The organism is Pseudoalteromonas sp. NCCP-2140, assembly GCF_023708065.1.
In the GTDB taxonomy this organism is placed as follows: Bacteria; Pseudomonadota; Gammaproteobacteria; order Enterobacterales; family Alteromonadaceae; genus Pseudoalteromonas.
The window spans coordinates 113720-138599 of record NZ_BRCZ01000009.1 but is presented as its reverse complement, the minus strand read 5'-3'; the positions used below and the strand labels follow the sequence as shown (position 1 = coordinate 138599).

The following is a 24880-nucleotide window of genomic DNA, read 5'->3' as shown; positions in this document are numbered from 1 at the left end:
ATGGAGCAGGAATAAAGAAAGAACAAGTATAAACTGGCTATTTAATGTTGAATCAGCTCGTGAAAAACTTGAGAGGGCTTATGGTGCCCTCAACTAGTCAGAACTTGTGTGATGAAGTACTAGGAGCTAGGAGCTAGGAGCTAGGAGCTAGGAGCTAGGAGCTAGGAGCTAGGAGCTAGGAGCTAGGAGCTAGGAGCTAGGAGCTAGGAGCTAGGAGCTAGGAGCTAGGAGCTAGGAGCTACCAATATCATAAATAGACTCTCGCTCTTTAACAAAACCCTTTCTCCGCTTTATTAACGAAGCGATCATAGCTGCAACTTGCTTAGCTTCAGATATTAGCTTTAATCCATGCTCTTTTTCTATAAATCCAATTTCAATGCCAATATAAAGCTGCGTAACTAACTCACCTGCAGAACCTTTAGCATAATACAAAAATCTAGATTCATCATTCACAGTTTCACGCTCTATTCCCTCGGCTATATTAGAGGAAATAGAAACAGCTGAACGCGTTACCTGATCTTTAAAGCCATAATCCTTACAATCTTTAGTAACTTTATAAATATCACATGCTAAACGAGAAGCTCTTTTCCAAACATCCAGTTTTTCAAATTGCATAATTACCATCCTTAGTTCCCTAGACTTCTTCTAAAACCTAGTCACTTCCTAGAACCTACTCACTTTCCTAGAACCTACTCACTTTCCTAGAACCTAGTCACTTCCTAGAACCTAGTCACTTCCCTAGAACCTAGTCATTTCCCTAGAACCTGGTCACTTCCCTAGAACCTGGTCACTTCCCTAGAACCTGGTCACTTCCCTAGAACCTGGTCACTTCCCTAGAACCTGGTCACTTCCCTAGAACCTAGTCACTTCCCTAGAGCCTAGTAACCTATTACTTACTCGCTAACTCAAACACTTCTTTCATTACCTGAGTTGTTTTGGCAATTTCAGCCTCTGTTAAAGTCGGGTGAACTAAAAACATTAACGAAGTTTCACCCAATTCAACTGCGTTAGGTAAACGTTTTGCGGGTCGCCAAGGTGTATTATCAAATGCTTTTTCAAGGTAAACCTCAGAACAACTACCCTGAAAACAAGGCACGCCTCGTTCAACAACTGTGTTTACAATGCGGTCGCGATCCCAGCCTTCAGCCAACTGCTCAGGTTTAATAAACATATAGTGCTTGTACTCTGCGTGCTCGCAATACTCTGGTACTTCTACTAAACGAATACAGTTAAAACTAGCAGCTGCTTTATCTAACGCAGCAGCATAAGCTTGTCGTTTTGCAGTCCAATCACTCATACGGGTTAATTGAATACGGCCAAGAACAGCCTGCATTTCTGTCATACGCCAGTTCGTACCAAAGCTTTCGTGTAACCATCTAAAGCCTGGTGGGTGTTCACGGTTGTATATCGCATCAAAGCTTTTACCATGATCTTTATAGCTCCACATTTTACTCCAAAGCTCTTTAGAGTTTGTAGTAACCATGCCACCTTCACCGCCTGTAGACATTATTTTGTCTTGGCAAAAACTCCATGCACCAACATGGCCAATACTACCAACCGATTTACCTTTATATTTTGCACCGTGCGCTTGTGCGCAATCTTCTATCACATAAAAGCCGTGTTGTTCACTGAGTGCCATTATGGCATCCATTTCAGCTGGCATACCCGCTAAATGCACTACAATGACTGCTTTAGTTTTTGGTGTTAATACCGCCTTTATAGACTCAGCAGTAATCGCTTGGCTGTTTAAATCAACATCAGCAAAAACAGGCGCAGCGCCAGCAGTCACAATACTCGAGGCTGAAGCTAAGAATGTACGAGGTGTAGTAATAACTTCATCACCCGCGCCTACATTTAACGCTTTCAGTGCAACATCTAACGCAAGCGTACCGTTACCAAGCGCTATTGCGTATTCACTATCAGCCCAACTGGCAAATTCTTTTTCAAACTCGCGGCCTTCAGTACCAGTCCAGTAGTTAACTTTGTTTGATAGAACTACACGGCTTACAGCGTCAGCCTCTTCTTGTGTGAAGCTAGGCCAAGGAGAAAACGGGGTATTTAACATGATGTTCCTATTAATTCCATATAGAAATGAGTGTTTAACTTATCTTGGTACTGCAGGAGAGCCAAATGCAGTAACATTATCAGGTATATTTTTTACTACAGTACTACCTGCACCAATCAAACAATTACTGCCAATAGCCACTAACTGCTTTACTTGGCTGCCGATACCAATCCAACTTTTACTGCCCACGATAACACCGCCAGCTAAAGCGGTATTAGGGCAAATATGCGTAAAATCACCAATACTGCAATCATGTTCAACAACCGCTGCAGTGTTGATAATACAACCAACCCCTACTTTAGCAAATGCATTGATAACAGCACCGGCAAAAACTACGCAGCCTTGTGCTATTACTGCGTATTTACTTATCACTGCGGTTGGGTGAATTAAGGTAATGAGGTTAAAGCTGCTTTGTTGTAACAACTGTATTTTTTGCTGGCGAATTTCGTTATTACCAATTGCTACAACTACGTCATTACTACACGTGGGGCTTTGATGTTTTAGCGCAATTAAATCAGCGCAAGTACCATGGATTGTCCAGTGTTCAATGTGGGTTTTACTAGGGTATGCATCGTCATAAAACTTAACAATAAAACCCAACTGCTCAGCGATATCAGCAATTACCTTACCGTGGCCACTTGCACCAACTATAGCTAACTGTTTAGTCATTATTTGAACCTTTGAATGGCTCAATAGTTACATGCCCGTCTGCACTGATACCTTCACGAACAAATACTTTTTTTACCGTTAAAAATAGTATTTTTATATCGAGCAGCAAACTTTGGTTGTCAACATACCATACATCAAGCTTAAATTTGTCTTCCCAGCTAATGGCATTTCGGCCATTTACTTGTGCCCAGCCAGTTATACCAGGGCGTACATCATGACGGCGAGCTTGCTCGGTATTATAAAGTGGTAGATATTGCACTAAAAGCGGCCTAGGGCCAACTAAGCTCATATCACCTTTAAGTACATTAAATAAACCTGGCAGTTCATCTAAACTAGTCGAGCGTAAAAATGCACCAAACTTAGTCATACGTTCATGATCTGGCAACAAGTTCCCCTGCTTATCTTTAGCATCGAGCATAGTTCTAAACTTCATCATTTTAAAAATTTTGCCATTCAAACCTGGGCGATCTTGCGTAAATAAAATAGGTGAACCCAGTTTAAAACGTATAAGTACAGCAACAACAGTTACGACAGGTAATAAAGTAAGTAATGCAAAAAGAGCAACTAAAAAATCAAAGACGCGTTTCATTTTTTAACTCCAGTTACCCAAGTTACCCATTTATCCGCAAGGTTGTGTCGATTAAAGTCCCGCTTAGCTAAAGCCAAAGCATTATCACCCATTTCGGGAAGCAGCTCTTTATTGTCAGCCGCATTTATTAATGCATCAGCAAATGCTTGTGCGTTATCAGGCTCAATAGCATAGCCACAATTATTATCGTTAATCATCCCAGCTAACCAACCTGGATAATTATTAAGAACAGGTAAGCCCGCAGAAATATAATCAAAGAATTTGTTAGGTGATGTGCCATAATAAAAAGCTGGAATATTAGCTAATAACTGCAAGCCAATATCTGCACCTTTCATCAGCTCAGCTAATTTGCTTTTATTAACAGGGGGGTGGAATATTACATTATCCAACCCTTCTTTCTTAGCTCTTGCCTGTAAACTTTCCTTCAACTTACCTTGACCAACTAAAACGAGTTTAATATCGTGACGGCCGCGTTTTTTTAATTCGACAGCGGCATCTAAAGCAGCATCTAAGCCATTTGCCTGTCCATGAGTACCTGTAAAAACAGCCATTAAATCTGTATCAGCAACACCATCAGGCCGCCAAGGATGTACATTGTCAGCAAATATTGTTAAATCACAGCCATTAGGGACTATTTCAACTTTACTGGCTTTTACACCACGTTTTTTAATTCCCTCAACAATCCCAGGTGACAAACCAATGCAACGATGTGCGGAACGGTAAGAGCACCATTCTAAAGCAGACATAGCAGTTAACACTAGCGGGTTTGTGATTACCCCCATTTCTTTTGGTAACTCAGGCCATAAATCACGAACCTCAAATACAAAAGGCTTGCCTCTAAGCCAGCGCGCAAATATTCCAGGTATACCAGCAGTTAAAGGCGTTGTTGTTGCAAAAACCACGTCGTATTTGTGCGTTAACGCAATACCGATACTTTTTAAAGCAAACTTTAAAAAAGTACCAGCTCGCTTTATTAACCCATCAGCATTTGAATAAGCCAAATCAAATTCTATGATATGAATACCATCAACCACACCTTCCCTGCGCCCTTTAATAAACTGCCCAGTTAGACCTGTTTCACCTCCTCCATAACTACCACAAACCATAGTAACTTGGTGCCCATGCTTCAGTAAACGCTGTGCCATTTCATATGACCGTATACCTGTAGAACCACTAGGAGTGGAAAAGTGCTGGTGAAAATATAAAACATTCATAATTAAAACTTTACTTCCGTGATAAGTATTCCAGGTTTATTAACTTCGATTTCGAGTACTGGAATTTCAGATTCTTGATAATAATAGCGAGATTCATAACCCGTGGTTAGTTCAATACGTTTTATGTTGATATCAGCTGAAAAGCTGATTGTGCATAACTCACTAACAACACTATCACCAACTAATTGCCAATCAGCAGGAGCAAGCCTAAGCCGCAGTAATGCTTTGTCTTTAAAACCATTAATTGTATCTTGTATTATTAATGAATTAGGGTGTAATTTTATAGCTCTAGTATGCTCGCAACCAAAGCGGTCTTTATAGCCTGCAGTAACCGTTTGGTACTCATTGCTTACAGCAAGCTCACTTTTAGTAGAGGTTTTTAACCAATCACCCAATAAAAAACGGCTTAAACGTGGCATTTGTTCATGCGAATCAAATTCAACCGTGTTATGGCTCTTTAAGCCACCGTAGTAATCAATGTATTTTTGCCCAGCATTGTAGCTAAATGTACCACCGTCGCGAAATATATTTTGGCCATTTAGCCAAAAATCGATATGCAAAGCATCACATTGGCTTGGTCTAAACTTATACATAGGGTAGTTGAAATAAAGCACTGCATTTGTGTTAGCTAGATAAGTGTAGCCACCATTGATAAAATCTTTTGGCGCTTTACCTGCTATTGATTGCTCAGGTATGTTTAACTCTAACCAGTTAAGTGGGATGTTAAAATCTCCAGGATACTCATAAGCAACTTTACTATTAAACAATACACTTGCAAGTTGAACACTTGGTCTAAAATCCCTGTAGTCAGTGCCCGTTAAAGGAATTAAACGCGCACCGTCATTAGCACCAAGATTTGGTGCATCGCCTGTTTTGGGGTTAGTAAAATAAAACAGCCAATTAGTGGCAACTTTTAATTTAGCATATAAGCGTTTTGTAAAAAGAGGGAGCTCATGCTTTTGCCGCCAAACTTCTACCAAGCTATATGTATCTAACATTACACGATGATAAGTTACAGAGTACTGGCTAAAACTCCCATCTTCTTCAATTAATTTTTTAGCTCTATTTTCTAGCCACTTAAATCCTTGCTTTTGCCATTTAACACCTTCTGCATCGCCATTTTGTGCAAGCCAAGATCCACCAATATAAAGTGCAGCAGCTTCTGATGTACCATGGTTATTGTCTTGCGCAACAGCATACATTATTGTGGGTGATATTCGCTTTAGGTGCGCTTTTATAAAGCTTAGTAATGCAGGAGTGGTATTATGAGTTTGTTTTAGTATAAGAGCAGCTAACGCCAAGTGCATCACCCTTATTGATGCCTCTTGTCCACACTTCCAATTAACTCCGTTGTAGGTTGGGTTCTTATCTACCCAATCAATTAACCATGTGTTTAATTTGTTAATCGCTGTTACATCACCCGTTGCTACGTGTTGCGCAAAACTAACGACCCAATCAAAACGTGACGCCTCCCATACACCTTTGATATCACCTAATTGGTTATTAAAATCACCAATTAAGTACCACGGTTTATCAGCAGGCGCTAATTCGTTATTTAAACAACTTTGGTGCCAATTAGGGATCGCTTCGTTAGCTCTCTCAATACCAAAGTAAGTATGCTTATTAAACCATTGAGTATTACACTGGATATTAACAGCCGAGCCAATATACGGCGTAAAAAAGTCCCCTTGCTTAATTTCGCTGGTAATACTTTTTACTTTATTCAGCCCTGTTTTTATCCCTAGCTGATATGCAAATACTCGGATCAAGTTTGATACACCTAATCCGAGTGCTGTTTTCACTTTAACTAAGCTCATTTTTGTAAACGCAACTGCTCAGCTATATCAATCGTGACTTTAGCAACTTCAAACAATTCATTAGCAGGAATAGGTGCTACCGCCCCTTGCTTAACAGAATTAATAAAAGCAGCAGAGCAAGCCGTTTGACCTTTATCTTGCTTCCATAAGTTAAGCTTTTTAAACCCTTTCCAGCCAAACCCTTTTAATTTAATAAAGTTATCTAACTGTAATGTACCACCTGCTGCAAATACCTCTACCCGCTCTTTAGGGAAACTAGCAGCGCCATTTGCTAAATAATGAATAGTCCCAAATGAGCCATCAGCAAAGCCGAGAATAATAGCCGCTTTATCTTCAGTAACTTCCACAGAGTCGGTATCACCCATTCTACGTGCCTGGACGCTTACAATTTCACTATCAGCTAAGTAGCGCATTAAATCTATAAAGTGGCAAGCTTCACCAATAATACGACCGCCTCCTACACTGTTATCTTGTGTCCAATGGTCTGCTGGGATATTTCCTGCATTCATAGTCATAATAAAAGACCTAGGCTCTTTAATTGGTGCTAATAACTCTTTCATTTTTTGAATTTGAGGTGAAAAGCGACGATTAAAACCAACCATTAACTTAGGCGCTTTGTCAGCTTTAATTGCTTCATCATAAGCAGCTTTTACATCAGCAAGTTCTTCATGCGTAATAGCTAATGGCTTTTCAACAAAAACATTTTTACCTGCTTTAAGCGCTTGTTGAACGAAATAAGCATGACTATTGTGTCGAGTAACAATAGCAATTGTATTAATACTCGGGTTATCAATCATGTTTTGTGTATCAGTGGTTGCCTCAGCAAACCCCGCTTTTTCACCGTGAATTACGCCATTAATACCACCAGAGGTAGAAATACTATGAAATTGTGCCCCCGCTTCTTTAAAAGCCGGGATCAACATACGCGATGCGTAATTCCCTGCACCAATAAAGCCAACTACAGGCTCACCAGCTTGATAATTTGGTGCTGTATTTAATTTAATTACTTTTTCATGACGGCTTGCTACTTCAGATTCAAACTGTAACAAAATACCTAATGCACTTTTGTCAGTTGTTAATAAATCATATGCATCGCTTGAGTTTTCAAATTTGAATCTATGTGTAATTAATGGCTTAACATTAATTTGACCACCAGACATCATATCAAGTATTGCTTCAAAATTACGCTGCTCGGTCCAACGTACAAATGCTATCGGGTAATCGTTCCCTAGCTCTTCATAACTTGAATCATAACGACCTGGGCCATAAGAACATGAAACCTGAAAGGTTAATTCTTTTTCGTAAAAGTCAGCACGGCTTAATTCAAGGCCAATTACACCAACTAAAATAATACGCCCGCGTTTGCGGCTCATTCTAGCTGCTTGTGTCACAGGGTCATTTGACTTTGTTGACGCTGTAATAATAACGCCATCTACACCAACACCACGGCTAAACGCCATACCAGCAGCCACTGGATCTTCGCCTTTACCAGGGTTACAAGTTTCAGCACCAAACTGCTTAGCTAAATCAAGCTTTGATTGGTCAAAATCAATTGCTAAAACTCTACAGCCTTGCGCCCGTAGCATTTGCACTGTTAATAAACCAATTAAGCCAACCCCAGTAACGACAAAACATTCGCCCATTGTTGGGTTAGCTAAGCGAATACCTTGCAAACCGATGCTTGCTACAACTGTAAATGACGCTTCTTCATCAGTTACATTATCAGGTATTTTAGCAACTAGGTTTTTAGCAACACGCACTACATCTGCGTGGGGGCCATTAGATACCACTCTATCGCCCACTTTAAAATTATCAGCTCCTTTACCTACACTTTCAATAATACCAACATTGCAGTAGCCCAATGGTAAAGGCTGTGCGAGCTTAGACTTAACAGCGTCAACAGTGGTCATCAAACCATCAGTCTGTACTTTCTCAAGCACCATTTTAACTTTATCGGGTTGTGCACGAGCTTTATCTATTAAATTAGCTTTACCAAAGTCAACTAGCATACGCTCGGTTCCAGCTGAAATAAGCGTTGTAGCTGTATTAATTAAAACGTGGTTTTTTGTTGCTTGAGGAGCAGGAGCTTCAACAATGGCCGAGCCTCCTTTAGCCATATCTTGAAGAATTTGTTTCATACAGTTACCTTTGAAATTACGAACCTAAACTTTCCTGATTTTGTTCTTTTTATCACATCGACTTTTTTGAATTGTATTTTTATTTCATTTCCTAACCGCAATCTAAATGCCTCCTGCAACTCTCCTAAATGTTCTTTTTCTGACCACTCTTCATTTATTACAAGCTTAACTTCTAAGGAAAGGTCTTCCAATTGAATCAGTTGAGCTTCATCAACAAAGGTTGCATCTTTAAATATATGATCAAGCCGTCCAATTCTCCGCCCATCAGGTAATGTAACAAAGTCTTCTTTTCTTCCATCTACTGATTTCAACTTTCTCGGAAATACGGATTCATTGACACCTGTAGCTAAATCACCGGTGTCATATCTAAAGAGAGGAAATGCAGGGTTACTAAAGTTTGATCCTATTACTCTAAACACATCAACAGAGTTATTATTCGGAATAAACTCTACAAATGAAAAATCCTCATCAACAATTAAATCACTATTATGTGGATTACTTTGGGAAAAGTTGGCAACAGATTCTGCCAAACCATAATGTTGAGTAGGTTTAACGCTAAAGAATTTTTCAATTGCTCGAAGCTGATTTGCATTTACACTTTCAGCACCTAAAGTAATGTAATCCACCTTATAATTTAGTTTTAATCCCTTTCTCTGAGCTAATGAAGCTAGTTCAGATATTACAGAAGGATACCCATGGAGCCATTTTATCTCTCTTGAGTTTAACTCATTAATATAATTTGCTACAGTATTCGGACTTAAGTGATAACAACTAAACAAAACTTGTTTACTAAAGTAGTTTATCCTGTGAAATCGCTTGCCTGTATAATTGGTGTTAATAATCGTCCTTCCCCCAAACAAAGCACACCATTGCTGCTTATCTATTCCTACAGCATTTCTGTACCTCCACCAAACAGCCCATCTTTCAGCTTCGGACTCTAAAGTTTCACAAAAAACTAATCCAGCTCCTGTTGTTCCACTAGTATTTATACTTATAGCTTTAGGTAAATAAATTTTTATATCATCCGCATTTTTACGTGCATCACTTTTAGACATTATTGGTAATTTAGCTAACTCTTGTCTGGGGCATGGACTTTCAGTATGTACATTATAATCATCGAAAACTCGACTCCAATAAGCTGACTGTTTTGCATTATTTAGAGCCTCTGACAGTCTTTTATCTTGCATTTCTTTAATATCGTTTGGTGCACACAGCATTGCATTTCGTTTTTCTTTTTCTATATTCAAGTAATGCTTACCATAACGTCTGCGATCATTAAAAAATCCATAGATGGAAATTATGATATCCTGTAAAAAATAAGGAAGATATAAATATAATCTATTTATCACTTGAAACTCCAGAACAAACAAAAGTTATAACAGAATCTATAGATGTCAACTCTACGTCCCTTTTTCTAGTTTTTTGAGATAAGACTTCTTCTAATTTTAATATAAAATCTTGAATATCATTTAACTTATACGTGATAACTCCTTTAGGCCTATCTACCGCATCACTTGCTAGGCATGTCACACCTAGAGATAAGGCTTCCAAAATAGCGACTGACATTCCATCTGTTATTGTGGGCCTAAGATAAACTTTTGTTCTAGACAACAGATCTATAAAGTCAACTTCATTGCTTAAATAAGTTATATTTTCATACTTCAGGAATGGCTCTCGATATTTCCCACTCAAGTCTACAATGGTTAATTCAGGAGAGAAATTCAGCTCATCGATAGCCTCTATTATAAAATCTAAACCATAAACAGATTTCCCTTCAATTTCACTATCATTATTAGCATATAGGAGTAAATCAACCTCTCTTTCTTGGTATGGTCTAATTAAATGAGAGCGATTCTCTTGAAAAATTGTTGTTATCATTAACTTGTTCACACTCTGCCCTAGGGCATTAAATACTTTTCGATTTAAACACAATACTCCATCAGATAACATCAAAGCTAAAAGAAATAGAAAATCATACTTAAATAATTGGCCTCCATGCTTTACAAAAAAAACTTTTCTAAAGAGTAACTTTCCCAATAAGACAAAAAAGAACCTCTTTAAGGTGTTTGATGCATTGACTACCAAAACTGCATCTCTCAATAACCAAAATTTAAAAAAAGTACGACAATCTAATAGGGCTGTATAATTGTCAATTTTCGAGTTTGTCGTAGCCTCCAAGAAATACTGTATAAACTTCGTTACACCACCTATTGGAGGTGGAAGTTTTCCCGTTAAATAAATTTTAGCCTCATTTTTCAACATTTATCGTTATCACCTCATTTACAAAGCCATTAAGAATTTCACTGGATGGAGATTTTTCTGTCTCAATTAGCGTTATAAATACGTTATCTATTGAGCATAAGTTAATCAATACTGTAGACATGAAACCATACAAATGGACTTCTTCATACTGCTCTGTCATCCTTAAAACTTCAATTTCTGCCAAATTTAAAAAGTTGCGCTTTAAACTTTTTATTGGTGATGGCTCACTAGGATGAGGCAAATATACATCCATAGTCTCAACCAAATTCTTCAGAACACTAGAGTTACTACTCAAGCCATAAACACTATAAACAGTTCCAATAAAAATTTTCACCACTCCCCTTCGAGCCCCTTTTGAGCTGTCACTAGAGAGCTCAACTCCAATAATATTACCACTCAAATTCCTTTTCTCAGGACGAAGAGCATAATGTTCTTTTATATTTTCTTTTAAATTAAATATGGTGGCTTTTTGCAACATAAAGAACCCCAAAATTTTATAGCTAATGCTCCGAAGATCCTTATAGTAGGGGCCATCATAGTTATAATTAGCAAAACCATCGTCAAAACTATAAAATTCACATCGATGTTGAAAACAGTCAAATGTCTTTAAAATAAGAATGTTATCAATAGAAGATACAAAAATTTTCTTTATATTAAGACTAACCAATAGACTTTTAAGCTTCCACCATCCTACTACATGCTTATATACATTATAGATTGGATTTTTACAGGTCTTAAGATCTATGTAAAAATCAACTTCTTTTAATACCACGTTTTCATCTAGCCTTTCAGATGAATTTATATAAATATACAAAGATGTTCCTTGAACCTTCTTAGAAATTTTCTTTGATAGATAAAGCTGAAGAGAAGTTCGACATATAAAAACATTCATATTTTATTCCTATTATGCAAACAACATAAATACATGAAAAGCCCAGCCACCTGATAATTAAAAAAATATGGCTGAAGAAAACATAACATGAAAAAAGTCAAACAAGTGACTTGGAGAAAAGGGTTATATGAAAATTGCATTTTTTTGAGGGCTAGAAAAACTATGTGCCCAAGAAACAAAGTTCCTATGAATCCATACATTACTAAAGAATCAATTAGGGCATTGTGAAATGTAGCCAAATTTGTAAGATACATTTCCTTAAACACTTCAGGCTGTACAGCACCAAGCCCAAAAAGAAAGTTATCTTTTATAATAGATATTCCATCGAGAAGTAAACTCCCCCTAATATCTAACAAAAGCATATCTTGAACACTATCTTCATTATAAATCATACTATATAAATTATTAAAAAAAGAAAACTTACGCCCATCGAAATCTAAAAATGTCGAGATAAAAAGCAAAACAGAAATCCCCCCTCCTCCCTTCAATAAGGCTTTACCATCAATTCTTTTGAAAAAGTAAATAAGTAAAGAAATGAAAACCACAATAAGAGATGTTCTAGATTCTGATAAGTAACATGAGACTAAGAATAACACTACAGCAAAAAGCTTAATATGGGACTTAAGATTTGAAAAAAAGATAAATAGTGCAACCAAATAAAATACACCAATAGCAATATTTTCAGAACCATTAAATATAGAAAGCCTTGAATTGTTATAAAAATAAAAAACAACAAAAAAGTTAACTAAAAATGACGATAAATAAACACTAAAAATCCCCATATAAACTTGTGCACTCAACTCTCTTACATTTAATGACTGCACCATTATAGGTATTACAATAAAAACACAGAAAACTACTGACAACCTTATTAATAGATCTTTACTCCCTAGATTAACTAAAGAAAAAACAAACAACACCAACACACTAAAAAGAGAAAACAAAACCCACTTATCAAACAACTTATTAACTAAGCACTTATATATATAAGCAGAAAAAAACAACAAACAGAAGAACAGAAAGACAAAATAATCATTCAAAAGAATTAACAAAAAAAACAAAACTATAAAAAGATCGTTTTTTTTCTGGTAAAGAAAAATTGTTAATAAGCCAACCGCAAAAGAAACAACCGCATTAAACCCTGAAGTGATTGCCAATAGAAAAAAAACAAATAAAGAAAAGAAAAATATTATTATATTAAACATAGTTATTCTTATCCCAAGATAATTTAGCTTCTCTTTTCGCTAAGTAGCAAACCAAAGCAAACTGTATAATTTTTGAAATGAGAAAAACCCATGCAACACCAAAAGCTCCATAATATGGAATCGTAAATATTACAAGGACAATATTGAGCAAACCAACAAACAAGGTAACTTTAGATATCAACCATGTTTTCCCATAATAGAATAAATAACCAGTGAATAATAAATATGCCCCACCAAAGCACTGACTAGCGATTAGCAATGGGATATAAATACTCGCCTCATAAAACTTTTCATCTACAAAGTATATTAGAAGATTTTCAGCTCCCCACACACCAACAAACCCAAACAGAGAGATCAAAATTAATAACATGTAACTCACGCGAACTAAAGCAAGTTTTTTAGGCGCCGTTGGGCTAGATAAAACAGAGTACAAATAAGGTGTATATACTTTATTCATAGCATCAAAAATCAACCGATATAATGAACTAATCTGGTATGCCAAGAAAAACACCCCTAAAGTAGAATACCCGACATATTCACCAAGAATAATCTTATCGACTGTAGTGAAAATAAATATCCCTATGACATGGGGCATTAAAGGAACACCAAACTTCAGCACCTTAATAATTTCACTTTTGTTTATTTTCGAGAGAACACTTAACTTTAAATACTGTTTATAAACAAGAAAAAATGCCCCCCCCCCGAACAGTACGTAAGAAATGACCATTGCCAAAACACGGCCATCAGCCGAAGTATCAAAAATTTTAATTAATAAAATAGAGGTGAAAAGGTTAACTAAAGACAGAGCCACTTGTAGAACGAAATAACAACCTACATTTCCTGTATACTGCCATTGTACTAAGCGCATTTGAATCAAAAAGTTAAATACTGAAACGACTAGACAACCATAAAGCCAACTATACTTTAAGCTCGGTTGTGCAAAGAGCTCTTTTACAGCCCATGAAGTTAAACACAGAAATAAAAAAGCCACTATCAATAATTGTAAAATAGAAGCAATGATTTCACTCTTTTTTTCATCACTACTACCGTAGTTACCTCGTAATAGATAACCATTACTATTCATACCTGAAAGTGCAGTATATAAAAAAATCAAACTCTGAAAGATAGCCAGTTGTCCATACTCTGACGGCGTGACGGATTCTGTTAGTATTGGGATTAACACAAATGGAGTAATAGCCCCTATGCTATTTGCTAGAAAGTAGGCTCCTATCTCTTTAATTTTAATCCTTTTACTCACTGTCAACCTCTAGCTGCAGCGCTACACCTGCAGGTATCGCTTGCTTTGCAACCTTACCAATCACGTCATATAAATACTTTGGCGCTAAGCCATATCCAGGCCTAATACTCTTTACATTCTCATGCGTAAATAGCTCACCTTCAGCGACATCTTTCACTACATACAGTGAGCGCCTAAAAATTACATTGCCCTTCTCGCTCTCTTTTCGCTCATAATTGACTTTCCCTAGCGCCTGCCATGCTATTTTACTGTCTCTGCATAACTGCGCTAGCTCTGGCTTCTCTAACGAAAAACTATCATCCGGTCCACCACCATTTCTGTCTAGCGTAACGTGCTTTTCGATTAAACATGCCCCTAACGCAACCGACGTAATAGCCGTTGTATTATCTATTGTGTGGTCAGACAGCCCCGTTAGCACATCAAAACGCGTTGCCATATCTGCAACCGTTGCTAAGTTATAGTCTTCTGCTGGCGCTGGGTAACCGCTCACACAATGTAAAACAACCAATTCTTCACACCCTGCGTTTCTCGCTGTTTCTACTGCTTCGCGTATTTCTTCTTCGTTTGCCATACCCGTCGAAATTATCATCGGCTTACCCGTTTTCGCTACGTATTCGATTAAGGGTAAATCAATGGCCTCGAACGAGGCTATCTTATACGCTGGCGCACCAAGCTCTTCCAACATATCCACTGCAGTAAAATCAAATGGCGAACTAAAAATTGTAATGCCAAGCTCTTTTGCTTTCTCAAATAACGGTTTATGCCATTCCCACGGCATATGTGCCTCTTCGTATAAGTCATAAAGTGTTTTACCATCCCATAACCCACCTTTAATTAAAAACTCAGGGTTATCACTTTTCATTGTGATGGTATCGGGGCGATAAGTTTGCAACTTAATTGCATCTGCGCCACATTCTTTTGCCATTTCCATTATTTTATAGGCATTTTCTATGCTGCCATTATGGTTGGCTGACATTTCCGCAATAATATACGGTGCGTAATCTGGGCCTACCTTTCTGTTATCTATCGTAATAAACTTTGTCATTGTTCCTCACTCCACAACTGGTCGAGTAAATTGCTCTGAATTGACTCTCTGATACCCTGCGCTTCTAAAAAGCGCTTGTGATGCCGCGTTTTCTTTTAATACCGTGGCATTTATTATCACATCAGGGTGTAAGTTATCTATTTGCTGTAAGGCATATTTTCCTATGCCCTTGCCAAAATAATCAGCGTCAATAAAAATTGAAATCGTGTATTGAGCTTGTGCGCTATTATCAAGGCGAACCACACCCACAGGTGCCGTAGTTTTGTTATTTTCGTCAACAAGTTCAATAATATAAAAATAGTCGTTGTTTGCTGCGAGCTTCTTTGTCATCCATGCTTGATGCTCTGAAAAACTCGGTACCGCTTTATTTAATGCATATTTTCGTGTTTCTGGTTTACACTGCCACTCGTAAACTTGCTCAATATCTGCGGTGATAGCGGGCCGTAACTTTAACCTAAACTCACTCAGACGCTTAATGGCTTTAACCACTCGCTGTACTCCCTGTCCATCACACAGCTGTAAATTAATTTTTCGTATTTCTTCATACTGACTGAGTAATTCATGATACGTTGGCACTAAATCTGTCTGTATTCGAGATAGCTCTACTTGCTTTGCGGCGCCTGCCAATGCCAAATTACGGCTAATTGTTTGCTGATTTTCAGCCAATGCAATAATAATGCTTGGAAGCCCAACACATGCTCGCTCCCACGAGGTACTTCCCGGTGCACCTATCGCAAGTGTATGCTCTGTCATTAATACAGCCATATCACTCACAAAATCAATATGCGTTACCCACTCTGAGTACTGCGATGAAAATGCTTTCACACTGTCATAATTTGGCGCGCGCTGGCTTAATAAAACAGTGACAAGTGGCTTTGTGTCAAGCTGCTGTAAAGCCTGCAGGGCTTGTAGTGTCGCGTTTGGGGCATCAATGCCGCCCATCGAAAGAAGGATACGAGGCGGCTGTCGCAAAGGCGACTTTTTTTCTACATGGCACTGTTGGTGATATGTCGCAAAAACAGGCGCAATTAGTGCGTATTGTGTTCCTGCTAGTACCAATGCATTAGCATTTTTTCGGTTATACTCCGCTGCGTGTCGTTGTAAGGTTTGATCGATAATTAATTCAGCGTCATGCGTTCTCACTAAATCATCAATTACAACCACTTTACAATCATGTGTTTCTTTTACTCGCTTGTGCCATAAGGTACCAATACCATAATGGTCAACAATGACTAAGTCTGTCGATGTAAGTAAACCGGCACACTCAGTTGCATCATCAAGCTCTGAGACTTGAAGCCAACCTGCGTAGTCATCGGTACTAACTGGCTCGACTGGACACTCTAGCTCTGAAAGTGGACAAACATCATGACCGCGCTGCTTAATAAACGATATTAAGTCTCCAGCTTGTGGGCGAGTTAAAAAAGCAACTTGGTGGCCATCGCTTGCCAAAGCATCCGCTAAAACTAAACAGCGCATAACATGGCCACTGCCGATGTGAATAGATGCGTCAACCCGAAAAGCAACGTTTAGCATTTGATAACCTGAAATAACGCTTCAGCTAAGTCCCAGTCTTCTGGCGTGTCAATATCTTGCACTTGCTTTCGTGGCAAAAGTACGGCTTTTGACTTAACCCCAAATATAGGGCGTTTAGATTTATATGCATCCGCTGTGCCCCAATAGAATTGGCCCGCATCATGGTATGCTTCAATTAAGTCTTGTGAGCGAGTATTAAAGTGCTCCGGCTGAAACATTTCAACCGTGCCTTCGGCATTTACTTTAAGTGCTCGTTGAATAGGAAATGCATAACTCGTTGCACTAAATGCATAATCCAATTCACCCGATTGCAATGCTTCATACCCTTCTTTTAAGTTATTTGGCATAACAAACGGCGCAGTAGCATAAAGACAGCAAACATTCTCAACTGCATCACCTTGTGCCTCAAGCCACTCAACTGCATGTTTCATTACATCCAGAGTCGTTGCGTAATCATCCGCAATATCTGTTGGTCTCATAAACGGCACCTGTGCGCCAAACTGCTGTGCAACGTCGGCAATTTCAACATCATCTGTTGATACTATCACTTTATCAAAACACCCGCTCTTAATAGCAGCTTCAATCGAATAGGCTATCATCGGCTTTCCATGAAACTCTTTGATATTCTTACGTGGTATGCGCTTACTACCACCACGTGCGGGGATGATTGCTACATTCATGATTGATCAACCAATATTTCAGTTAACACTCTCACAACGTCATCTTGTTGCGCATGCGTCATACCATGAAACATCGGAATTGAGATTGCATCTTGATAATACGCTTCTGCATGAGGGTAATCTCCCGCTGCAAACCCCATCTTTTGGTAGTAAGGTTGTAAGTGCACTGGAATGTAGTGCAAATTCACTCCTATTCCACGCTCTCGTAGAGCATCAAATACTTCTTTATGTGTTTTGCTTATCGCCGATAAATCCAAACGAATAACATACAAATGCAACCCAGAGTATGTTTGCGGTAATTGGTATGGCAGTGTTAGGGGTAAACCTGCTAGCTTTTCGTTATAACGTGCTGCCAGATGATGGCGAGCAGACACAAACTCACTCAAGCGTGTCATTTGCGATACACCTAAGGCTGCCTGCAACTCTGTCATGCGGTAATTAAAGCCTAAATCAATTTGCTCGTAATACCAGCCGCCGTGTGATGGATTTTCCATTAAGGCTTCGTCTCGAGTAATACCATGACTTCTATAAAGAGCCATTTTATATGCCAGCGCTTTATCATTTGTGAGCGCAGCACCACCCTCTGCCGTCGTGACAATTTTAACTGGGTGAAAACTAAATACAGTTATATCACTGTATTCACACGCACCAATCGGTTGTGACTGGTATCGACCACCAATCGCATGCGACGCATCTTCTATTACTTTAAAACCATACTCGCGTGATAGCGCATGGATAGCTTTCATATCACAAGGTTGACCACACAGGTGAACAGCCACTAACACCTTAGGTAACGTTCCCGAAACTTTAGCGCGTTGTAACTTCGCTTCTAATGCAATAGGACATAGGTTGTACGTTTGTGGATCTATATCGACAAAATCAACCGTCGCACCACAATAAAGACCACAATTAGCTGATGCAACAAATGTGACGGGGGTTGTCCAAAGAGCATCACCTTGCCCTAGCTCTAAAGCCAAACAGGCAATATGCAATGCTGAGGTGGCACTATTAACTGCTAATGCGTAATGTGCTCCAGTGGCATCCATTAACGACTTTTCAAATGCAGGCACTTGTGGCCCTTGCGTTAAAAAGTCTGACTTCAACACCTCAACTACAGCGTTGATATCTTCTGCTGTGATAGATTGCTTTCCGTACGGTATCATTTATGCGTTCTCTTATACTTCAAACGTAGGATCAACGTGCTCTTTGACTAAGTCGCGTAAACTTTCAACGGTTTCCCACTCGGTATTTGTACCTGAGTTGTATTTGAAACCAAAAGGCACTTTCTTCGCTTTATGGTGCTCAAGAAATTGCGCTTCAGTGTACATGTAAGACACAGACGGTAAAATCGCATACTTATCACCTAAATCAATCGTGTTGATTGAGTCAGTTTCTGTCAGCATTTCTTCATGCAGCTTTTCACCAGGACGAATACCAACAATTTCTGTTTTACACTCTGGAGCAACGGCTGTAGCAACATCTAAGATTTTGTATGAAGGTATTTTAGGAATAAATATTTCACCACCTAAATGATGGCCAATCGCAAACATAACCAAATCTACGCCATCTTGAAGGGAAATATTAAAACGCGTCATTTCTTCATGCGTAATAGGTAGAATACCGTCTTGACGCTTATTCAAGAAAAATGGAATAACCGAGCCACGTGACCCCATAACATTACCGTAACGAACAACGCTAAATTTAATGTCTTTTGAGCCTTTAATATTGTTCGCCGCTGCAAATAACTTATCTGATGCAAGTTTAGTTGCGCCGTATAGATTAATTGGGGCACATGCTTTGTCTGTTGATAATGCAACTACGTCTTTAACGCCGCATTCTAGTGCCGCATGAATCACATTCTCTGCACCATCGACATTAGTACGAATACATTCTGTTGGGTTATATTCTGCTGTATCTACTTGCTTAATTGCAGCAGCATGAATAATCACATCAACACCTTCACACGCTTGCTTTACACGCTCTTTATCACGCACATCACCAATAAAAAAGCGTAATTGCGGATATTGCTGCGGCGGGTAGCTCATACGAAGCTCTGATTGTTTCAGCTCATCACGTGAGAAAATAATGATCTTTTTTACATCTGGGTAACGCGCCAAGATAGTTTCTATGAATTTCTTACCGAATGAACCTGTGCCACCCGTAATCAAAATCGTTTTATTGTTTAACATTATATAATCCTTAACCTTAGTTCCAAATGCCTTTTGTATCGATTACATAAGCACTACTAATTTTATTCAATTTAAATTCTTTATGATCAACTAATAATAAATGAATATCAGCTGTATTTTTTGCAGTTTCAAATGTAGATAATCGAAATGCATTTATCTTACTTGGCAATTCATTAATATTAGGCTCTACAGCGATAACAGCACCAGAATGAAGCTCAGCTACCTGTTTCGCAATATTTAAAGCTGGGCTCTCACGTAAGTCATCAATATCAGGTTTAAATGCCAAGCCGTAACACGCAATAGTTACATCCTTAGCCGTTTTAGTTGGGTTTGCTTGTAAAAAGTCTGCAATTGCTAGTTTAACTTTATTGATTACCCATTGTGGTTTGGCATCATTCACTTTACGTGCCGTATGTATAATTTGGGCTTCTTCAGGTGTTTTGCTCACAATAAACCACGGGTCAACTGCAATACAGTGCCCACCTACACCAGGCCCCGGTTGTAGAATATTAATACGTGGATGGCGGTTAGCTAATGATATTAGCTCCCACACATCAATATTTAGCTTGTCACAAATGATAGATAGTTCATTTGCAAATGCGATTTGTACGTCTCGACATGAGTTTTCTGTTAATTTTGCCATTTCGGCTGTACGGGCATTGGTGATTACACACTCACCTTGTACAAAAGTTTTATATAGCTCGACTGCTCGATCAGAGCATTTGGCTGTCATACCACCAATAACACGGTCGTTTTCTACTAATTCACGTACTACATGGCCAGGTAATACACGCTCTGGGCAATGTGCTACACTTACATCAACTAACTGACTTGCAGACTCGTCGTGTGGATTCGGAAATGTCAAATCTGAGCGCGCAGCTGCCAACCATTCAGCCATTTGCTCTGTCGCACCTACAGGTGATGTTGATTCTAAAATAACTAAATCACCTTTTTTAAGAACTGGTGCAATTGCCTCGCTTGCTTTTTGTATATAGCTTAAATCTGGCTCAGGGATTTCAGAGTCGTTATTTTTGAACGGTGTCGGTACTGCAATTAAAAATGCATCTGCAGGTTCTGGCGTTAATGTAGCTTTTAAAAACCCCTCTGTGACAGCTGCATGTACAATCATGTCAAGATCTGGCTCTACAATATGAATTTCACCACGATTGATTGTGTCTACCGCATGTTGATTTACATCGACACCTATTACCTTTTTTTTGCGCGATGCAAACATTGCAGCTGTAGGTAAACCTATGTAACCAAGGCCAATAACTGAAATAGTATTAAATGACATGATAATCCTTTCACTTAATTCAAGCTACGAATTTCGAGCTTCGTTATTCTTTACTTAATAAAAGGGAAGTGTCTTTACTCCCCCTTCGGTATATATTTTCGCGTTGTAAACTCGCTATAGATTAGCTATTAGCTAAAATATCACAAATGCGTTTGCACGCTTTACCATCGCCATATGGGTTATGGGCACGGCTCATTGCTTTATATGCAGTCTCATCAGTTAATAAATTATCAAGCGCAGATGTTATTTTGCTTACATCAGTACCTACTAACTTAACTGTGCCAGCATCAACAGCTTCTGGTCGCTCTGTTGTATCACGCATCACAAGCACAGGCTTGCCTAGACTAGGTGCCTCTTCTTGAATACCACCTGAGTCAGTTAAAATTATATGAGCTTGATTCATCAAATACACAAAAGGCAAATACTGTTGCGGCTCAATTAAATGAACGTTATCTACATTACTTAGAATACGGTTTACAGGCTCTTGAACATTAGGATTTAAATGGACTGGATAAAGTATTTGGCAGTCAGGATGAGCCTGAGCTGTTTGTGCTAATGCCTCACAAATACGCTCAAAACCACCACCAAAGCTTTCGCGGCGATGCCCTGTTACTAAAATTAGCTTTTTACTTGCATCAAGCATTGGGAATTGGGCTGAAAGTGTGTTATTTAGGTCGCTATCGCTTTCTATTTGATCTTTAACCATCAGTAAGGCATCAATCACTGTATTACCAGTAACACTGATATTTTCTGCTGCATAGTTTTCGTTTAACAGGTTTTGTTTTGACGTATCGGTAGGTGCAAAGTGATACTTAGTGAGCGCCCCCGTAAGTTTACGGTTTGCTTCTTCTGGCCAAGGTGAATAAATATTACCAGTACGTAAGCCAGCTTCAATATGGCCTACTGCAATTTGCTCATAATAAGCTGCTAAGCTAGCTGCAAACGTTGTTGCAGTATCGCCATGTACTAGTACTACATCTGGTTTAAATTCCTTCAGCACTGGTGTTAGCTCTAACAAAATTCGGCTAGTTACCTCAGGTAGCGTTTGCCCTGCTTTCATCAGATTTAAATCGTACTCAGGTGTAATTTTAAACAGCTCTAAAACTTGATCGAGCATTTCGCGATGCTGAGCAGTTACACATACCTTTGCTTCAAATCGGCTATCGTTAGCTAACGCATGTACAAGCGGGGCCATTTTTATGGCCTCTGGGCGAGTACCGAATACAGTTAATACTCTCACGTAAAATCCTTGGAAAACTATTCGAAGTTCCTAACAGCATAAACAAGTAGGATTACACTGCTATGAACAGTTTCTTATTAATGTTGATTGGGTGTTAATTACTAGACTTATACTCATAGTTGTAATAGCCATAATACCCATAGGCATTGCTGGCTTTTTTAAGTACGCCATTAAACACCACACCTTTCACATCAATACCATTTTGTTCAAAACGGTTACGTGTTAGCTCAAGCTCGCGTACATGGTTTTGACCAAATCGCGTTACAAGTAAGGTACTACCTGCGTGGGCACTGACAATTGCAGGGTCTGTTACCGCTAAAATTGGTGGCGTATCTATAATTATAATGTCGTAATGCTGTTTAATGGTGTCGATTAGCTTAGAAAAGCGCTCATGCATTAATAGCTCAGACGGGTTTGGCGGTATTTGCCCACGAGTAATTAAGTGAAGGTTAGGTACCTTAGTTTGCTTAATTACATTTTTAAGCTCTAAACGGCCCGATAAAAAGTCACTTAAGCCGTTTTCCCACTTATCGTTAAATGATTTTTGTAGGTAACCTTTACGCATGTCGGCATCGATAATTAGTACTTTTTTATCACTTTGTGCCAGTACCGTTGCCAAGTTAACCGATACAAACGACTTACCTACACCTGGGCTTGGGCCCGATATTGCAATTACGTTGTTTTTAGCTTCCATCATCGCAAAGTGTAGGCTTGTACGTAAGCTACGCAGAGCTTCTATTGATAAGTCAGCTGGGTTTTCAACTGCTAATATGGTGTTGGCTTGTGTTGTTTTACGGTTTTTCATTCTACCAAACGACACTAACTTATCTTGGTGATCAGAAAACGGTACACTTGCATACACAGGTAAGCCAAGGCCCTCAATCTCGCTTGGGTCTTCAATACCTTTATGTATCGCTTTTTGAATTAACACAATAGCTACTGCTAACATGCCACCCAGCATAGTCGCCATTACCACTATTAATGCTTTTTTAGGCTTAACAGGCTTAGATAGGTTTACCTCTGCGCGGTCAATAATACGTACGTTACCTACCGTACCTGCACGCACAATATCTAGCTCTTGCGTTTTACCTAACAACATAGTGTAAATTTGGTTGCTTACTTCAACATCACGTTTTAAACGTAATAGCTCTTGCTGAGTCGATGGTAAGTTCGTTACTTCGCCGGTTAAGTTTTTCTTTTGTTTTTCTACCGCTTCAATTTGCTCAAGCACGCCTTGGTAAGTTGGGTGGCTTTCTTTAAATTTACGGCTTAGCTCTAGGCGTTTTAGTTCTAGCTCTTGTAGTTTAGTTTCTAGCTCTACAATTTGTTCAAGTACACCTTGGGTCTCTAGGGTAATATTTACTGACTTTTGCTTAATTTGGTAATCGTTAAAGCGTTTTTCGGCATACTCTAGCTGCTTTTTAACCTCTGGTAATTGTACTTCTAAAAACTCGAGTGACTTTTGCGCCTCTGCACTGTTGCGGTCAATATTACGGCGCACATAAATAGAGGCCACTTTATCTAGCACTTTTTCGGCGAATTGCGCGCTCTCGCTTTGCAGCGTTAGGGTAATAATGCCCGAGTCTTTACCTTTTTCGCTAGCACCAATTGCCGCTTGCAGATCAAGTATTGTATTTAAACGGTCGCGTTTAGCAATTAAAAACTCAGTACCTGGGCGCGCATTAATACTACGAATGGTTAAATCGATAATACCGTTCGAAAGCTCTTGGCCAACGTGGCCAGTTAAAATGGTGTCGCCATCTTCGTTTTGTAGCTCAACTTGATTATTCTCTAGCGCAACAATAATAAACGTTGTACCTACATTAAAATTTGGTACATCAAATCTAAATACGTCGATACTTTCGCCGCCCCAAGCATATGAGCTTGCGCCCCAACTTGGCTCGGCTACTTCACCTGGCGACTGCGGCTTAAAGCTTCTAAATGCGCGGTTACCAATCATCGGGAATAATTTTGGCTCTACAATTACATCTAGGTTTAGCGTATCTACCGCTTCACCAATTACAGAGCGCGATTTAAGTAGCTCTATTTCGGTTACAGCTGCTGATGTACTTTCGAACATACCGCTCATGTCATCAAAGCCAGGTACCGAGGCACTGCTGTCTTCAACTTGTATCATCGCGCTTGCTTGGTATACCGGCGCTGCATACAGTGCATAAATAACACCCACTAGCATAAATACAGCGGTAACTGCAGCGATAAAATATTTACGATCAAGCAATGCGCCAACTAGCGCCATTAAATCGATTTCTTGAGAGTTTTGTGTGTTTGCACTGCCCGATTTATTACCAGACAGACTAGAAGGCTGAGCATTCATTAATGCAAGTTTCCTTATAAATACTTTTGCCAAGCGCTGCAGGCGCTATCGATTAGTTCGTACACATGTTTAAATGCTTCTTCGCTTTGGCGGTAAGGATCGGGGATCTCTTTATCGCCAATCCACTTTCCTAGCAAAAAGGTTTTGCCACGCGCTTGTGGGTAACGTGAGCATAGGTCGTCTAGGTGGCGTTTTTCCATCACCAAAATTACGCTGTTTTGCATAACTAACGACGAGCTAATTTGTCGGCCAGCATGGGCCGACATATCAATGCCTTGTTCTTGAGTCAGCTTTTGTGCCATTGCATCGGCAGGTTTACCTTCTAATGCGGTTAACCCCGCCGACGAAACTGCAATACTTTTACCTTGTAACTTACTTTTAAGTACATACTCGGCAGTTGGGCTACGGCAAATATTACCTGCACATACTACTAATACTGAGTCAAACATACTTAA

General features: G+C 39.0%; 21 protein-coding genes. All 21 read right to left on the bottom strand.

Annotated features, from left to right (window positions below; translation table 11 throughout):
• Nucleotides 1-231 precede the first annotated feature (231 nt).
• Nucleotides 232-615 carry a four helix bundle protein gene (locus NFU46_RS16440; protein WP_251603352.1) on the bottom strand — a complete coding sequence of 128 codons (384 nt, stop codon included), beginning with the start codon at nt 613-615 and terminating at the stop codon, nt 232-234.
• A gap of 274 nt (nt 616-889) precedes the next feature.
• Nucleotides 890-2065, bottom strand: coding sequence for a DegT/DnrJ/EryC1/StrS aminotransferase family protein (locus NFU46_RS16435; protein WP_251603350.1), 1176 nt, complete (start codon nt 2063-2065; stop codon nt 890-892).
• Between the two features lie 39 nt (nt 2066-2104).
• Nucleotides 2105-2734 carry an acetyltransferase gene (locus tag NFU46_RS16430; RefSeq protein WP_251603347.1) on the bottom strand — a complete coding sequence of 210 codons (630 nt, stop codon included), beginning with the start codon at nt 2732-2734 and terminating at the stop codon, nt 2105-2107.
• The gene (locus NFU46_RS16425; protein ID WP_251603345.1) at nt 2727-3323 is read right to left on the bottom strand and encodes a sugar transferase; all 597 of its coding nucleotides are present in this window, start codon (nt 3321-3323) and stop codon (nt 2727-2729) included. Before NFU46_RS16425 ends, NFU46_RS16430 begins: the two co-directional genes overlap by 8 nt.
• A complete protein-coding gene (locus NFU46_RS16420; RefSeq protein WP_251603343.1) occupies nt 3320-4537 on the bottom strand; it encodes a glycosyltransferase family 4 protein in 1218 nt (405 codons plus the stop codon). The genes NFU46_RS16425 and NFU46_RS16420 overlap by 4 nt, the downstream gene beginning before the upstream one ends.
• A 2-nt stretch (nt 4538-4539) precedes the next feature.
• A complete protein-coding gene (locus NFU46_RS16415) occupies nt 4540-6354 on the bottom strand; it encodes an alginate lyase family protein (RefSeq protein WP_251603341.1) in 1815 nt (604 codons plus the stop codon).
• The gene (locus NFU46_RS16410; RefSeq protein WP_251603338.1) at nt 6351-8492 is read right to left on the bottom strand and encodes a bi-domain-containing oxidoreductase; all 2142 of its coding nucleotides are present in this window, start codon (nt 8490-8492) and stop codon (nt 6351-6353) included. Before NFU46_RS16410 ends, NFU46_RS16415 begins: the two co-directional genes overlap by 4 nt.
• On the bottom strand, nt 8489-9841 hold the full coding sequence (locus NFU46_RS16405; protein WP_251603335.1) for a hypothetical protein: 1353 nt from the start codon (nt 9839-9841) through the stop codon (nt 8489-8491). The genes NFU46_RS16410 and NFU46_RS16405 overlap by 4 nt, the downstream gene beginning before the upstream one ends.
• Nucleotides 9831-10754, bottom strand: a complete 924-nt coding sequence (locus NFU46_RS16400; RefSeq protein ID WP_251603332.1) for a glycosyltransferase family 4 protein — start codon at nt 10752-10754, stop codon at nt 9831-9833. Before NFU46_RS16400 ends, NFU46_RS16405 begins: the two co-directional genes overlap by 11 nt.
• Complete coding sequence (locus NFU46_RS16395) at nt 10741-11646, bottom strand: glycosyltransferase family 52 (protein ID WP_251603330.1); 906 nt, start codon at nt 11644-11646, stop codon at nt 10741-10743. The genes NFU46_RS16400 and NFU46_RS16395 overlap by 14 nt, the downstream gene beginning before the upstream one ends.
• The gene (locus NFU46_RS16390; protein WP_251603328.1) at nt 11643-12851 is read right to left on the bottom strand and encodes an O-antigen ligase; all 1209 of its coding nucleotides are present in this window, start codon (nt 12849-12851) and stop codon (nt 11643-11645) included. Before NFU46_RS16390 ends, NFU46_RS16395 begins: the two co-directional genes overlap by 4 nt.
• Nucleotides 12844-14109 carry a lipopolysaccharide biosynthesis protein gene (locus NFU46_RS16385; RefSeq protein WP_251603326.1) on the bottom strand — a complete coding sequence of 422 codons (1266 nt, stop codon included), beginning with the start codon at nt 14107-14109 and terminating at the stop codon, nt 12844-12846. Before NFU46_RS16385 ends, NFU46_RS16390 begins: the two co-directional genes overlap by 8 nt.
• Nucleotides 14102-15154: a pseudaminic acid synthase gene (pseI, locus tag NFU46_RS16380; protein ID WP_251603324.1), complete on the bottom strand. Its 1053-nt coding sequence runs from the start codon at nt 15152-15154 to the stop codon at nt 14102-14104. The genes NFU46_RS16385 and pseI overlap by 8 nt, the downstream gene beginning before the upstream one ends.
• Before the next feature lie 6 nt (nt 15155-15160).
• A complete protein-coding gene (pseG, locus tag NFU46_RS16375; RefSeq protein WP_251603322.1) occupies nt 15161-16687 on the bottom strand; it encodes a UDP-2,4-diacetamido-2,4,6-trideoxy-beta-L-altropyranose hydrolase in 1527 nt (508 codons plus the stop codon).
• On the bottom strand, nt 16681-17367 hold the full coding sequence (gene pseF / locus NFU46_RS16370; protein WP_251603320.1) for a pseudaminic acid cytidylyltransferase: 687 nt from the start codon (nt 17365-17367) through the stop codon (nt 16681-16683). The genes pseG and pseF overlap by 7 nt, the downstream gene beginning before the upstream one ends.
• Nucleotides 17364-18530, bottom strand: coding sequence for a UDP-4-amino-4,6-dideoxy-N-acetyl-beta-L-altrosamine transaminase (gene pseC, locus NFU46_RS16365; protein WP_251603317.1), 1167 nt, complete (start codon nt 18528-18530; stop codon nt 17364-17366). The genes pseF and pseC overlap by 4 nt, the downstream gene beginning before the upstream one ends.
• Before the next feature lie 12 nt (nt 18531-18542).
• Nucleotides 18543-19556, bottom strand: coding sequence for a UDP-N-acetylglucosamine 4,6-dehydratase (inverting) (pseB, locus tag NFU46_RS16360; RefSeq protein WP_251603314.1), 1014 nt, complete (start codon nt 19554-19556; stop codon nt 18543-18545).
• Between the two features lie 16 nt (nt 19557-19572).
• Nucleotides 19573-20850 carry a UDP-N-acetyl-D-mannosamine dehydrogenase gene (gene wecC, locus NFU46_RS16355; RefSeq protein WP_251603311.1) on the bottom strand — a complete coding sequence of 426 codons (1278 nt, stop codon included), beginning with the start codon at nt 20848-20850 and terminating at the stop codon, nt 19573-19575.
• Between the two features lie 121 nt (nt 20851-20971).
• Complete coding sequence (gene wecB / locus NFU46_RS16350) at nt 20972-22090, bottom strand: non-hydrolyzing UDP-N-acetylglucosamine 2-epimerase (protein WP_285835547.1); 1119 nt, start codon at nt 22088-22090, stop codon at nt 20972-20974.
• 94 nt (nt 22091-22184) lie between these two features.
• Nucleotides 22185-24425, bottom strand: coding sequence for a polysaccharide biosynthesis tyrosine autokinase (locus NFU46_RS16345; protein ID WP_251603308.1), 2241 nt, complete (start codon nt 24423-24425; stop codon nt 22185-22187).
• Between the two features lie 14 nt (nt 24426-24439).
• Nucleotides 24440-24874, bottom strand: a complete 435-nt coding sequence (locus tag NFU46_RS16340; protein ID WP_251603305.1) for a low molecular weight protein-tyrosine-phosphatase — start codon at nt 24872-24874, stop codon at nt 24440-24442.
• Nucleotides 24875-24880 lie beyond the last annotated feature (6 nt).